10 protein-coding genes are annotated in these 14,061 nt (G+C 53.7%); 9 read left to right on the top strand and 1 reads right to left on the bottom strand.

From position 1 onward, the window contains the following. Window positions 1–28 precede the first annotated feature (28 nt). A complete protein-coding gene (locus ACN0XZ_RS16910; RefSeq protein WP_417459034.1) occupies window positions 29–1,630 on the bottom strand; it encodes a nitrate- and nitrite sensing domain-containing protein in 1,602 nt (533 codons plus the stop codon). Window positions 1,631–1,886: 256 nt separating this feature from the next. Here ACN0XZ_RS16910 and ACN0XZ_RS16915 point away from each other — a divergent pair, with 256 nt between their 5' ends. From ACN0XZ_RS16915 to ACN0XZ_RS16955, 9 genes are all read left to right on the top strand, one after another. Then, window positions 1,887–3,185 (top strand): MFS transporter, encoded by a 1,299-nt coding sequence (locus ACN0XZ_RS16915; protein WP_417459035.1) that lies wholly within the window; start codon window positions 1,887–1,889, stop codon window positions 3,183–3,185. 60 nt (window positions 3,186–3,245) lie between these two features. After that, window positions 3,246–4,868: an antiporter gene (locus tag ACN0XZ_RS16920; protein WP_417459036.1), complete on the top strand. Its 1,623-nt coding sequence runs from the start codon at window positions 3,246–3,248 to the stop codon at window positions 4,866–4,868. Window positions 4,869–4,894: 26 nt separating this feature from the next. Next, the gene (locus ACN0XZ_RS16925; RefSeq protein ID WP_417458981.1) at window positions 4,895–8,641 is read left to right on the top strand and encodes a nitrate reductase subunit alpha; all 3,747 of its coding nucleotides are present in this window, start codon (window positions 4,895–4,897) and stop codon (window positions 8,639–8,641) included. Window positions 8,642–8,652: 11 nt separating this feature from the next. Next, window positions 8,653–10,209 (top strand): nitrate reductase subunit beta, encoded by a 1,557-nt coding sequence (narH, locus tag ACN0XZ_RS16930; RefSeq protein ID WP_417458982.1) that lies wholly within the window; start codon window positions 8,653–8,655, stop codon window positions 10,207–10,209. Continuing rightward, entirely contained in the window at window positions 10,206–10,883 is a 678-nt protein-coding gene (gene narJ, locus ACN0XZ_RS16935) for a nitrate reductase molybdenum cofactor assembly chaperone (RefSeq protein WP_417458983.1), read from the top strand. The genes narH and narJ overlap by 4 nt, the downstream gene beginning before the upstream one ends. 14 nt (window positions 10,884–10,897) lie before the next feature. Further along, window positions 10,898–11,581 carry a respiratory nitrate reductase subunit gamma gene (gene narI / locus ACN0XZ_RS16940; RefSeq protein WP_417458984.1) on the top strand — a complete coding sequence of 228 codons (684 nt, stop codon included), beginning with the start codon at window positions 10,898–10,900 and terminating at the stop codon, window positions 11,579–11,581. Between the two features lie 2 nt (window positions 11,582–11,583). Then, window positions 11,584–12,036 (top strand): hypothetical protein, encoded by a 453-nt coding sequence (locus ACN0XZ_RS16945; RefSeq protein ID WP_417458985.1) that lies wholly within the window; start codon window positions 11,584–11,586, stop codon window positions 12,034–12,036. 30 nt (window positions 12,037–12,066) lie between these two features. Beyond that, window positions 12,067–12,720 (top strand): carbonic anhydrase, encoded by a 654-nt coding sequence (locus tag ACN0XZ_RS16950; protein ID WP_417458986.1) that lies wholly within the window; start codon window positions 12,067–12,069, stop codon window positions 12,718–12,720. 117 nt (window positions 12,721–12,837) lie between these two features. Then, the gene (locus tag ACN0XZ_RS16955; protein ID WP_417458987.1) at window positions 12,838–14,061 is read left to right on the top strand and encodes an alginate export family protein; all 1,224 of its coding nucleotides are present in this window, start codon (window positions 12,838–12,840) and stop codon (window positions 14,059–14,061) included.

Here is a 14,061-nt window from a genome sequence, read left to right on the forward strand (position 1 = left end):
GGACGGGGAGGTTTGATGCAGATCAAGTTTAGTTGCGAAATGAGATATCGCTTAGTTCGGGACGAGGGCATTCTTCGGTGCTGGCGCGTACGCACTGGATGGCAAGTTCCACATCACAAAATTCACATAGAGAGAAAGGATCCGGAGCTATCACATGGTCACTAGAGACTTCGAAGCCATCCTGCTTGAACTTTTGCAGAGTTCTTGAAAAGGTTTCAGGGCGCATGTCCAGATAGGAGGCTATGATCGACTTTTCATAAGGAAGATATATTGTGCCGTCGGGCGTGCGCTGGTTGAGTGCAAGCCTAAGCAAAAACCAGCCAACCCGTTCCTGGGCGGTTTTGAGGCGAGAAAGCTCCAGCTGCTGCACCAAGCGCTGTGAACGCAATGAAACGGTATTAAGCATGCTGACAGCGAGTTGTGGACTGGATTGTATGCGCTGGCGGATAACGGGTGCGGGGATGGAGAGTAGCAATGCGTTTTCAACAACTTGAGCGCTTACGGGAGTAGGTACATCGAGGAAAACAGCGGCCTCTAGTAGTGTTTCTCCGCTCCCTAGCATCTGGAGGATTGCTTCCTCGCCGGTCTCCAGTCCGTTGTAGACCTTCACCCAGCCTTGTAAAACGACATAGAGCCGTGTGGCAGGCTCGTCTCGTAAGAACAATAGCTTGTCTTTTTCATATTCGCGGATCTGAGCGAAGGATAAAAGTTCGTCCAACTCGTGGTCATCGATTGCAGCGAGCATGGGTAGCGACTTAAGAAACGGCCGATACTGTGTAATCTGGGCTACTGCTCCTTTTTGCCGCGTCGCAGGCGCGGGCGAATTTGCTGGTTTGGCGGCAGTTTGCACTAGGCCCTCTACCAGCTTTTGCTCTGCCTCTCTCAGTCCATCGATCATGCGGGACAGGAGCTCAAACCATGCTTCGCCTGTATATTTTTCGATTTCACCGAGTGGTGCGCCATCTTCCAGAAGGGTGTTCACTTCGGCTAGGGCATCAAAATCGCCTGCTTCGACATGTTCCTCTACAATCTGGATCTGGTCAGCAGAGGCAAGCGCTTTAAATGTCTCGAAATAGGCTTTCTGCTCGGCGATGAGAGCGACGAAACGGTCGCAAAATTCCTGATTCCGGAATGAATAGGTGTGGAAGCCGCGCGCTCCTAGTGCCCGTTCCATGCCGAGGCGCTCTTTCCATTGCAGGAAGTTGGAATAGGCTGAAACAAGTTTCGAGTCGTAGCCTTCCTGTCGCTGTGCCAGTTCGATCATTATGTCGATTGTGGGCACGGTGAAGGAGAATGTATAGGTGTTCAGCGCCTGAGTGTAGCGGTAAGCCAGCAGGCGTATTTTATCTCGCGTTTGGTCGATTTGCTCAAATTTGTTGATTAGGGGCATCAGACGGTCGGACCAAAAACCGTTGGGCAACCCCTTTTTTGCTTCGTCGCGTGCAAGGAAGGTGCGCAGCTCAGCCACAGCGTCGTTCACCCGGCCATTTTGGGTGTCGTATTGACGCGCAAAGATTTTACCAAGGCTGTCGAGGAAAAGGCCAGCACAGCCGCGCTCGCGCTGAAGCTGATGAACAGTCTCGCCCAGCTTGTTCAGCAGGCTTCCTGCCAGGTCAGTTTTCTCTGTCACTATGCTCAAGCTTCAAGCGTCCCGGGCGCATTTCCACAAATGCCAAGCGTGCCATTCGTAAGTGTTCCAACCATAAAAGTAGTGCGCAATTTTGTCTACACAATGCCATCGGCGACGTCCTTCCCATATGAGAAACACCACCATGCCGAAGAAAACGGTGGTGCTTGATATGGATCAATCACGAATTTCCGTAAGCCGTCACAATGTCCTCCATAACCGGATAACCCCATGTCAGGAGGACAAGGTGAACGGCACTATGACAACACCACTGGAAAAGCGTCGCGCACTAACCGCGAGCACGCTGGCTTTTACCGTTTGTTTCGCTGTTTGGACAATTTTTTCCATTATTGGTGTCAAGATTAAGGCTGACTTGGGCCTGAGCGACACCCAGTTCGGTGTGCTTGTGGCGACGCCGGTGCTAACAGGATCGCTTAGTCGGCTTTTCCTCGGCATCTGGACCGACCAATATGGTGGCCGCATGGTCTATGTTCTGCAAATGCTGGCTACAGCGCTTGCTGCCTATCTTCTGACCCTGGTGACGACATACGAAATGTTCCTCGTTGCGGCCCTCGGGGTTGGTCTGGCGGGTGGCAGCTTCGCGGTCGGGGTGGCTTACGTCTCGCGCTGGTATCCGAAAGAGCAACAGGGTACTGCGCTCGGCATCTTCGGTATGGGCAACGTCGGCGCTGCCGTCACCAACTTCGCAGCGCCGCTCCTTTTAGTCGTGCTCGGGGGTGCGTGGCAAAGTGTGGCACAGGTTTATGCAGTCACACTCGCGGTAACTGCTGTGCTGTTCTTCATTTTTACCAAAGATGATCCTGTTCATGCTTCGAACAAGCTGACAGGTGCTAAACACCCCTCTTTCGTCGAGCAGCTCGAGCCACTCAAGAACCTGCAGGTTTGGCGCTTCTCGCTATATTACTTCTTTGTGTTCGGGGCCTATGTCGCGCTCGCACTTTGGCTCCCTCGCTACTATGTCGGTGCTTACGGACTCGAGTTGGCAACCGCTGGCATGCTTGCTGCCGCGTACGCGTTGCCTGGCTCAATCTTCCGGGCGTTTGGTGGTTGGCTGTCCGATAAGTACGGCGCCCGCGCGGTCATGTACTGGACGTTCATTGCCAGTGTTGCTTGCACCTTCATAATGTCATATCCGGCCACAGATTATACCGTCGCGGGCATCACAGGACCCATTAACTTCAACATTACTATTCCGCTTGAAGTGTTTGTGGGACTGACAATCATTCTTGGCTTCTTCATGTCGCTCGGTAAAGCCGCTGTCTACAAGCACATCCCCGTCTATTATCCGGATCATGTGGGTTCAGTCGGTGGCATGGTGGGACTGATAGGTGGCCTTGGCGGCTTCTTCCTGCCGATCACCTTTGGCATGATGAATGATTTTATTGGTGTATGGACCAGTTGCTTCATGCTGCTGACTATCCTTGTTGCCATTGCCCTGACATGGATGCACTTCGCCATCCGTCGGCTTGATAAGAAACGCATTCCCGAGCTTCGCGGCCCCCGCAATCTGCCGGAACTTGAAGGGCTCAAGGGCTGAGGCCCTTGTCTCCCTCTCGGTCCGACAAGGAGAAGAACTATGTTTGAAAAGAAACAGAATATGGAATTGCAGGTCAAAGGCCGCGATCTCTATGGCTGGAACCCTGATGACGACGCTCAGTGGGCGTCAGTGGGCCAGAAGATAGCCAGCCGAAACCTGTGGATCTCGATCCCGTCGCTCTTGTGCGGCTTCGCGGTCTGGCTTTATTGGGGCATCATTACGGTGCAGATGCTGAACCTTGGGTTTCATTTCTCGCGTGATGAACTGTTCTCTCTTACAGCTATCGCCGGGCTTTCCGGTGCCACCCTGCGCATTCCGAGTTCGTTTTTTATCCGTCTGGCGGGAGGGCGGTACACCATCTTTTTAACCACCACCTTGCTTATCGTTCCGGCCGCAGCTGCAGGGTTTCTTCTTCAAGATGTGAATACACCATTGTGGCAGTTTCAACTGGTGGCCTTGCTGTCTGGCTTAGGTGGCGGCAACTTCGCGTCTTCGATGTCAAATATTAGTTTCTTCTATCCGCGTAAGATACAGGGGTATGCGCTAGGTATGAATGCGGGCCTCGGCAATTTCGGTGTCACGACGATGCAGATATTGGTGCCGCTGGTGATGACCTTTGCACTATTCGGCGGCGATAGCATGACGTTGCAGGCCATGTCCGGCACGTTGATTGGCAAAATACCTGCCGGTACAGAGACCTATATCTTCAACGCCGGTTGGGTTTGGTTGCTGCTTTTGATCCCTCTGGCTTTTGCCACCTGGTTTGGCATGAACACTATCCGGGACGAGCATGTTTCGCCAGATACTGACAGTGCGGTTTCAGCTTTTAGCAAAATTTGCGGATTGTTGTTAATCGGCTTTGCCACGGCGGCTTTTGGGTTGTGGTTAATGCTGCCGGCTAGCTTTGGCGGCTCCGGTTGGGAAGTGTCGAAATTCATCGTGTTACCGCTGGTGATTGCGTTGACAGTCTTTGCCATGAAACTAATTCCCGGCAGAATCCAGACAAATCTGGCACGTCAGTTTAAGATTTTTGGTAACAAGCATACTTGGTCGATGTCGCTCATCTATACGATGACCTTTGGTTCTTTTATTGGCTTTTCAGCCGCGCTGCCATTGGCGATTAAGGTGGTGTTTGGATATCAGCATCTCCTGGTAGAAGGGGTAATGACCCACACGACGCCGAACCCCAGTGGGCCCAGTGCACTGATGTATGCGTGGATGGGGCCCTTTATCGGCGCATTAGTTCGGCCTGTCGGCGGCATGTTGGCTGATCGTTGGGGCGGGGCACGTGTAACGCAAATCATTAGCGTGATCATGGCTGGGGCCGCACTGGGTGTCGCTTACTATATGAAAGCAGCCTACGGTTCGGCCACACCGGAAGATTATTTCTGGCCATTCCTGGTCCTGTTCATCGTGCTGTTTGCCGCCACAGGTGTTGGCAATGGCTCCACCTTCCGAACTATCGCCATGGTTTTTGATAAGGAACAGACCGGCCCTGTTTTGGGTTGGACGTCGGCGGTTGCTGCCTATGGAGCGTTCTTCATTCCGCAGGTGTTTGGTGAACAAATCAAAGCCACGACCCCAGAATTCGCACTGTACGGTTTCACCATTTTCTATGGCGTTTGCATCTTGACCAACTGGTGGTTCTACCTGCGCAAAAACGCCTACGTGCAGAATCCATAATCGAAAAGAGGATCTGGAGAAACATCATGAGCAACTTTATCGACAGGCTCTCTTATTTTAGCAAGTCTCCCGAAACATTTTCGGACGGCCATGGCATCACCACCGATGAGGATCGCTCATGGGAGAAAGCCTATCGAGGCCGCTGGTCCCACGACAAAGTGGTGCGGTCCACTCACGGCGTCAACTGCACGGGCTCTTGCAGCTGGAAAATCTATGTCAAGAACGGCCTTGTGACTTGGGAAACCCAGCAAACGGATTACCCAAAAACACGGCCCGACCTGCCTAACCACGAACCACGTGGATGCGCCCGGGGAGCGAGCTATAGCTGGTATCTTTATAGCGCGGCACGGCTGAAATACCCGATGGTGCGCGGCCGTCTCATCGAGCTATGGCGTAAGGCAAAGGCCGAACTTGGCGACCCGGTTGATGCCTGGGGTAGCATTGTATCCGATCCGAAGAAGGCACGTGAGTACAAGAAGGTGCGCGGCCTTGGTGGTTTTGTGCGCGCAAGCTGGGACGAAGTGAACGAGCTGATCGCCGCCTCCAATGTCTACACAGCGAAGGAACACGGGCCGGACCGGATTGTGGGTTTCTCACCCATACCAGCCATGTCCATGGTTTCCTATGCTGCGGGCAGCCGTTACCTGTCGCTCATTGGCGGAGTGTGCATGTCCTTTTATGACTGGTACTGCGATCTGCCGCCGTCATCGCCACAAACATGGGGCGAGCAAACGGATGTGCCTGAAAGCGCGGACTGGTACAATTCGGGTTATATCATTGCCTGGGGTTCGAACGTGCCACAAACACGTACGCCGGATGCGCACTTCTTCACTGAGGTACGTTACAAGGGCACCAAGACCGTTTCCGTCACGCCTGACTATTCCGAAGTAGCGAAGCTGACAGACATTTGGCTCAACCCACGTCAAGGCACGGATAGCGCCATGGCTATGGCCATGGGCCATGTGGTGTTGAAGGAGTTCCACACGGCTGGCAAGTCGGAGTATTTTGACGACTATTGCCGCATGTATACCGATATGCCGTTCCTCATACGTCTTGACGAGAAAGATGGCAAATTGGTGCCGGGCCGCCTACTGCGTGCGTCCGATATGAAAAACGCTCTTGGCGAAGCCAAAAACGCCGAATGGAAGGCTGTCATCCTTGATGGCAATACGGGCGACGTGTGTGTGCCAAATGGCACTATCGGTTCACGCTGGGACGAAAGCCGCAAGTGGAACCTTGAGTTAAAGAATGTGGCGGACGGCAGTGATGTCTGGCCGAAAGTTACCCTCGTTGAGAGCAGCGACACAGTCGAGGCTGTGGCGTTCCCGTATTTCGGTAATATCGTCAACGACCAGCCTATCTTCAAACATACCGACCACGGTAGCGTGCTTGAGCGCAATGTACCTATCAAGACGATTGAGACTAAGGACGGCCCAGTGAAGGTGGCGACGGTTTTTGACCTGATGGTTGCGAACTATGGTGTGGACCGTGGTCTGGGTGGTGACAATGTAGCCGCAAGCTATGACGACGATGTACCCTATACTCCGGCATGGCAGGAAAAAATCACTGGCGTAGACCGTCGCAAGGTCATTCAAGTTGCTCGCGAGTTTGCCACCAATGCGGACCAGACGCGGGGTCGCTCAATGGTGATCCTCGGCGCCGCCGTCAATCACTGGTACCACATGGACATGATCTATCGGGGTATCATGAACCTCTTGATCATGTGCGGCTGTGTGGGCAAGTCGGGAGGTGGTTGGGCCCACTATGTGGGGCAGGAAAAGCTGCGTCCGCAGACGGGCTGGCAACCATTAGCCTTCGGGCTGGATTGGTCGCGTCCGCCTCGGCACATGAACTCCACGAGCTTCTTCTACAACCACTCAAACCAGTGGCGGTATGAAAAGCTTGACGTGGATGAAATCCTCTCCCCGCTTGCGGATAAGGAGAAGTGGAAGAATACCACACTCCTGGACTGCAATGTTCAATCCGAACGCATGGGCTGGTTGCCTTCTGCACCCCAACTCAATGACAACCCGTTAAGGGTCGCCAGAGCTGCGGAAAAGGCAGGAGTAAAAGCTGCCGACTATGTAGTAGACAAATTGAAGTCAGGCGAGCTGGCCTTTGCCTGTGAAGATCCGGATGATCCGAAAAACTTCCCACGCAATATGTTTATCTGGCGTTCGAATATCCTGGGTTCGTCAGGTAAGGGGCATGAATATATGCTCAAGCATCTGCTTGGCACCCAGCATGGCCTTCTTGGTAAGGATATGGGGGAAACCGGCGGCTTAAGGCCGAGCGAGGTCGTGTGGCATGACGAAGCACCCGAAGGCAAACTCGATCTGGTGGTCACGCTCGACTTCCGTATGTCTACCACATGCGTGTATTCGGATATCGTTCTGCCCTCTGCCACTTGGTATGAGAAGAACGACCTCAACACGTCTGACATGCATCCCTTCATCCACCCGCTGACTCGCGCAGTAGACCCAGCATGGGAAAGCCGCAGTGACTGGGACATATACCGAGGTCTGGCTGAGAAATTCTCGGAGGTTTGTGTCGGTCACCTTGGTGTTGAGAAGGATGTGGTCACCTTGCCAATCTTGCACGATACGCCGGGCGAAATGGCCCAGCCACTTGGTGTCACTGACTGGAAGAAGGGTGAATGTGAGCCCATCCCAGGTAAGACCATGCCTTCCATCATTGAAGTAGAGCGGGACTACCCCAACACCTACAAGCGTTTCATCGCGCTCGGCCCGCTCATGAGCAAGGTCGGCAACGGCGGCAAGGGCATTGCCTGGAACACGGAAGAGGAAGTGGAGCTTCTCGGCCGATTGAACGGTGTGCATGACGAGACCGGTGCCAATGAAGGCATGCCTATGATCGTGACGGACGTGAATGCGACCGAGGTTGTGCTTTCGCTCGCGCCAGAAACCAATGGCCAAGTGGCGGTCAAGTCTTGGGCAGCGCTCGGCAAGATCACCGGCAGAGAGCATACCCATCTCGCTAAGTCGAAGGCAGAGGAGAAAATCCGCTTCCACGACATTAAGGCTCAGCCGCGCAAGATTATTTCTTCGCCTACTTGGTCGGGCCTCGAGGATGAACATGTTAGCTATAACGCTGGCTATACCAACGTGCATGAGCTTATTCCATGGCGCACACTCACTGGCCGCCAGCAGTTCTATCAGGATCACGAATGGATGCGTGACTTTGGGGAGGGCTTCTGTGTTTACAAGGCACCTGTGAACACCAAAACTATCGCTCCGGTCATCGATAAATTTGGTGATGGTCAGAAACAGGTGGCGCTTAATTGGATTACTCCACACCAGAAATGGGGCATCCACTCAACCTATTCCGATAACCTGCTGATGCTGACCCTTAATCGGGGTGGTCCCGTCGTGTGGATGTCGGAGATCGACGCTCGCAAGATTGATGTAAAGGATAATGACTGGATCGAGCTCTATAACTCGAACGGCGCAATCATGGCCCGGGCGGTGGTAAGCCAGCGTGTGCCGGAAGGCATGACAATGATGTATCACGCGCAAGAAAAGATCATCAACACCCCGATATCAAAAACAACTGGAGGTCGCGGCGGTATCCACAACTCCGTTACACGGGCTGTGGTGAAGCCAACGCATATGATCGGTGGATATGCTCAGCTTTCCTATGGCTTTAATTACTACGGAACCGTGGGATCAAACCGGGATGAATTTGTGGTGGTCCGCAAGGCCGAAAATGTTGAGTGGGGCGAGGAACTCGCGACCACGACGGCAGCCGAATAGGAGTAGATGAGATGAAAATTCGTGCACAAATCGGCATGGTGCTCAATCTCGATAAATGCATCGGTTGTCACACATGCTCTGTTACTTGCAAGAACGTTTGGACCAGCCGTGAGGGTGTTGAATACGCATGGTTCAACAATGTGGAGACCAAACCAGGTGTTGGTTACCCGCGCGACTGGGAAAACCAAGACCAGTGGAACGGTGGCTGGGAACGCAAGTCAGGTGGTAAAATCCAGCCAAAAATGGGCGGTAAGATCCGCCTGCTGGCAAAAATTTTCGCCAACCCGGATTTGCCGGAGATAGATGACTATTACGAGCCCTTCACCTTCGATTATGACCACCTGCAAAACAGCCCCGAGGTGAAGACGCCACCAACGGCGCGGGCACACTCGGTCATTACCGGCCAAAAAATGGAAAAGCCGGAATGGGGGCCGAACTGGGAAGAAATCCTTGGTGGCGAGTTCGAGAAACGCAGCAAGGACTATAACTTCAAGGAGGTCGAGAAGGACATATACGGCCAGTTCGAAAACACCTTCATGATGTATCTGCCGAGGCTCTGTGAACACTGCCTTAACCCAACCTGTGTGGCGGCTTGCCCATCAGGTGCCATTTACAAGCGGGAGGAGGACGGCATTGTGCTCATCGACCAGGACAAATGTCGTGGCTGGCGCATGTGCGTCTCGGGCTGTCCGTACAAGAAAATCTATTTCAACTGGCAGTCCGGCAAGTCGGAGAAATGCACCTTCTGTTTCCCGCGCATTGAGAATGGCGAGCCGACCGTATGCTCGGAAACCTGCGTGGGCCGCATCCGTTATCTCGGTGTGTTACTTTATGATGCTGAGCGCATCCAGGAAGCTGCCGCAACCGAGGACCCGGAAGATCTATACAAGGCCCAGTGCGACATCTTCCTCGACCCGCACGATCCAAAAGTGATTGAGCAGGCCCGCAAAGATGGTGTGCCGGATAGTTGGCTCGACGCTGCTAAACGTTCGCCTGTTTACAAGATGGCGATCGACTGGAAGGTAGCCTTCCCGTTGCATCCGGAATATCGCACTTTGCCTATGGTCTGGTATATCCCGCCATTATCGCCGATTCAGAGCGCCTATGCAGAAGGCAAGGTTGCCGGTGACGACATCATGCCAGATGTGAAAAGCCTGCGCATACCTGTCAAGTATCTCGCTAATATGCTGACTGGAGGTCGGGAAGAGCCAGTGGTGCATGCGCTTGAGCGCATGCTGGCCATGCGGAGCTTCATGCGGGGCAAAACCATCGCAGGGTCTGGAGATAAAGCGGTCCTGGACCGTGTTGGTCTTGATGAACGCATGGTGGCGGACATGTACAAGATCATGGCTCTTGCCGACTATGACGACCGCTTCGTCATTCCTACTAATCACCGTGAATATGCGGGCAAAACCCCGTTCGACAACGATATTGCGTTCGAGAGCCGGTCTGCCTGTGGCTTCAGCTTTGGCAACGGTTGTTCTAGCGGTTCGGCGCGTTCAGGCGGCCTGTTTGGCGGCCCGACCCACAAAAACACTATGAGCGGCAATGTTGGGAGGCAAAAATGAATACGATCAAACTTCTAGGGATGCTTCTTTCCTACCCGAGTGTGGAGTTGCAACAGCACGCGGGTGAGATCAGGGAAGCCATTGCAGGTGACGGACTTTTGCCCGCCAAGCTGCACAAGCCGCTATTCGCCTTAATCGACGATCTGGGTCGACGCAATCTGCTGCGCCTGCAGGAGGAATATGTCGCAACTTTTGACCGCTCACGTGTGCATTCACTTTACCTGTTTGAGCATGTGCACGGTGAAAGCCGGGACCGTGGTCAGGCCATGGTTGATCTCATGGGGCTGTATAAAACTGCCGGAATCAAGCTCGCGCAACGTGAACTGCCAGATTATCTACCAGTGTTTCTTGAATTCCTGTCTCTCCGTCCATTTGATGAGGCGCAGGATTATCTTGGCGAGGTTGCCCACATACTTGAGGCGATTGGGGCAAAACTGAAACTGCGTAAGAACCCGTACCAGCATGTGTTCAGGGCACTTGTGGCCCTGACGAATGTCAAAATCGACCCAAAATTTGTTGAACAGGCAGTTGAGGATGCCCGCCGTGAGGATACGAGCCTCGCTGCGCTTGACAAAGAGTGGGAAGAAACACCGGCCTTCGACGGCATTGGTGCGGATTGCTCGGTATGCCCGCAAGGCACACCGGCCAAACCCCGCCAAACCGCAACGCATTAGAATAGGAGCGGGATATGAGCAATTATCTCAACGATTTTTTCTTCGGAATCTATCCCTACCTCGCCATCGTTATTATGGTAATGGGGTCGATCCTCAGGTACGATCAAGACCCCTATAGCTGGAAAGCGGGCTCAAGCCAATTGTTGCGCTCGCGAGGCATGCGCGCTGGTAGCAACCTTTTCCATGTTGGCATCATTTTACTCTTCTTCGGTCATTTTGTTGGCCTTCTGACGCCGGAGCCGGTGTACCACGCCGTCATGACAGCGGCCACCAAACAGACGCTTGCCATGGTGGCGGGTGGTATTTTTGGTACGCTCTGCTTCGTTGGCATGACCATACTGATCATCCGCCGACTGACGGACCCGCGCATCCGCGCCACCAGCCGTCCGGCGGATATCATGATTCTTCTCGTGCTGTATGTTCAGCTGATACTCGGCCTCGCGACCATTCCTTTCTCTGCCCAGCATGCCGACGGCAGTTCGATGATCGCACTTGCTAACTGGGCGCAGCATATTGCCACCTTCCGCACGGGCGCTGCCGACTTTGTGCTGCATGAACCATTGGTGTTCAAACTGCATATCGTGTTGGGGCTTACCATCTTTGTATTGTTTCCATTCACGCGGCTGGTGCACGTCTTGTCGGCTCCGATCAAGTATCTGTTTCGGTCCGGCTACCAGATCGTACGCAGGAGGAGTTGATCATGCCAATCTATGTGAACAAAACGGAAATCAGCGACGATGCTGTATTTAAAGAAATGCAGTATCACCCGTCAGCCACCCGGGAAGCCGCTCGCGATGAAGCAGCCAAGGCACTATTGGTGAGGGAGCTGTTGCGTCAGGAAGCGGTCGAAAAAGGCTTGCTGAAGGATAATGCTGAGGCGGATCTGGTCGATGAGGCAGCGCTGGAGCTTATCGAGCAAGAGGTCTCAAGCCCAGAGGCGGACGAGGCTGCCTGCCGCCGCTATTATGACCACAATATAGAACGCTTCCGCGCGGCTGAAGGGGCAATGTTACCGCTGCCGTTCGAGCAGGTTGAGGGGCGTATCCGCGAATATCTGCATACAAGGAGTATCCGTCATGGAATTCAGTCTTACATTCTGGACCTCGCTCGAAAAGCAAAGATTGCGGGATTTGATCTTGCAGCTTCGCTATAGGCTGGTGCGATACGGCTTAGGGTCAGCAAGATGGACGCATATGAAAAACTGATCGACGGCTACCGCTCTTTTCGCGGCCAGTATCTCGACAAGCAGTATGAAGCTTATCGGGAATGGGCGGCTCAGGGCCAAAGCCCAAAAAGCTTGATCATTGGTTGCAGTGATAGCCGGGTGAACCCTGTTATCCTGACTCATGCTGGGCTAGGCGAGATTTTCGTCGTCAACAATGTTGCCAACATCGTACCACCCTATGAAAAAGGACGCTCGCACCATAAATCCTTGGGCGCCGCCATCCAGTTCGCCGTCAATCACCTTCGGGTAGAGCATATTATCGTTATGGGCCATAGCGGCTGTGGAGGTATCGCAGCGCTGATGGCTGACGATCCGATGGCACGTCATGATGCTGGCGAGGATGATTATATTGCCGACTGGGTTTCGATTCTCACGCCGGCGAAGGAGGCCGTGGTGGAGAACTGCGGCGGCTGCAAGGGCGAGGAGTGCTTTCGGCTTGCCGAAATGGAAGGCGTTCTTGTCTCGATCCGGCACTTAGCTGGGTATCCATGGGTGCGCAGTGCGGTGAGGGCCGGGCGTCTGACCTTGCATGCTTGGTATTTCCATATCGATAGCGGAGAATTGCTTTCTTATAGACCTGAGGAGGGGCGTTTTAGTCGGCTTGTTTCCTGAGAAAGGTGGAAAAATACATGTATTCTTCATATTTTTCATCGACTTGACTTGGATCAGTCCAGGGCTTGGGAGAAGGCCCTAAAACGAGGAAGTTCGGTGGTTTAAAGGAGACAAGCCATGAAAAAGACCTCCCTGTTAATGGCTGCGTTGGCCAGTTCCGCGCTGAATAGCAGCCTCCCCCTCCACGCTGAAGAACTTGAGGACCTTTTCACCAAAGGCGACGCGGGACTGGAGTTCCGTTACCGCCTTGAGCTGGTGGATCAGGATGGCCTCGCGAAAAACGCGACGGCATCCACGCTCCTGACCAAAATCTGGTACTCGACTGCCAATGTGCATGGCTTCAGCGGTTACCTTGAAGCCACCAATGTCACCTCGGTCGGCAAGCAGCACTATAACAGCGCGGTCAATGGCAACACCGCCTATCCCGTGGTGGCCGACCCTGAAGTGACCGAGCTCAACCAGGCATACGCGCAGTATAAAAACGACTTCGCGACGGTGAAAGTGGGCCGACAGGGTATGAACCTTGATGACCAGCGTTTCATTGGCACCGTTGGCTGGCGGCAGAATGACCAGACTTATGACGCAGCAACTGCGATCTTGACACCGGCCAAGGACCTCACGGCCATATACGGCTATGTTTGGAACGTGAACCGCATTTTCGGCAAGGGTCACCCCCTTGGTGACCTTGGTACCAATACGCATCTTTTTAATGTTACCTATTCCGGTTTTAGTTTCGGCAAACTGACGGCCTATTCCTACCTACTGAAGTTCAATGACATACCGGCGCTCGGGCTTTCAAGCGCTACCCATGGCGTGCGGTTTACCGGTCAGACGGACGTAGGTGGGGGCGTGAAGGTGGGGTACCAGGCCGAATATGCGCGTCAGACCGACCACAAGGACAACCCGGACGATTTCGCCGCCGACCTTTGGCATCTGGGTGCTGATGTTTCTATCTCCGGCGTGAAGTTTGGCCTTGATTATGAGGTTCTGGGATCGGATAGCGGCGTTGCATTCCAAACCCCACTTGCCACACTCCACAAGTTCAACGGCTGGGCAGATAAATTCCTCAGCACACCGCGGCAGGGCTTGCAGGATATCTATGCCTCGCTTGCCTATACCGTGCCGGGCGACGGTGCGCTCTCGGACCTCAAGCTACTGGCCGTCTACCATGACTTTCGGTCAGATGTTGGGCACGTGTCCTACGGCAACGAATGGAATTTTCAGGCCAGCAAGAAGTTGAACAAATACCTGAATCTGGTGGTTAAGGCCGCGCATTATAACGCCGACGCCTTTGCCACCGATACGACCAAGTTCTGGATCATGCTGGGCGCAAAATTCTAG

Source organism: Kordiimonas sp. (assembly GCF_048264555.1).
Classification (GTDB): Bacteria; Pseudomonadota; Alphaproteobacteria; order Sphingomonadales; family Kordiimonadaceae; genus Kordiimonas.

Excerpts from the sequence above, each read along its gene's own strand:
- narJ (WP_417458983.1), top strand. The coding sequence starts at position 10,206 with ATGAATACGATCAAACTTCTAGGGATGCTTCTTTCCTACCCGAGTGTG.
- narI (WP_417458984.1), top strand. The coding sequence starts at position 10,898 with ATGAGCAATTATCTCAACGATTTTTTCTTCGGAATCTATCCCTACCTC.
- ACN0XZ_RS16945 (WP_417458985.1), top strand. The coding sequence starts at position 11,584 with ATGCCAATCTATGTGAACAAAACGGAAATCAGCGACGATGCTGTATTT.
- ACN0XZ_RS16955 (WP_417458987.1), top strand. The coding sequence starts at position 12,838 with ATGAAAAAGACCTCCCTGTTAATGGCTGCGTTGGCCAGTTCCGCGCTG.
- ACN0XZ_RS16950 (WP_417458986.1), top strand. The coding sequence starts at position 12,067 with ATGGACGCATATGAAAAACTGATCGACGGCTACCGCTCTTTTCGCGGC.
- ACN0XZ_RS16925 (WP_417458981.1), top strand. The coding sequence starts at position 4,895 with ATGAGCAACTTTATCGACAGGCTCTCTTATTTTAGCAAGTCTCCCGAA.
- ACN0XZ_RS16920 (WP_417459036.1), top strand. The coding sequence starts at position 3,246 with ATGGAATTGCAGGTCAAAGGCCGCGATCTCTATGGCTGGAACCCTGAT.
- ACN0XZ_RS16915 (WP_417459035.1), top strand. The coding sequence starts at position 1,887 with ATGACAACACCACTGGAAAAGCGTCGCGCACTAACCGCGAGCACGCTG.
- narH (WP_417458982.1), top strand. The coding sequence starts at position 8,653 with ATGAAAATTCGTGCACAAATCGGCATGGTGCTCAATCTCGATAAATGC.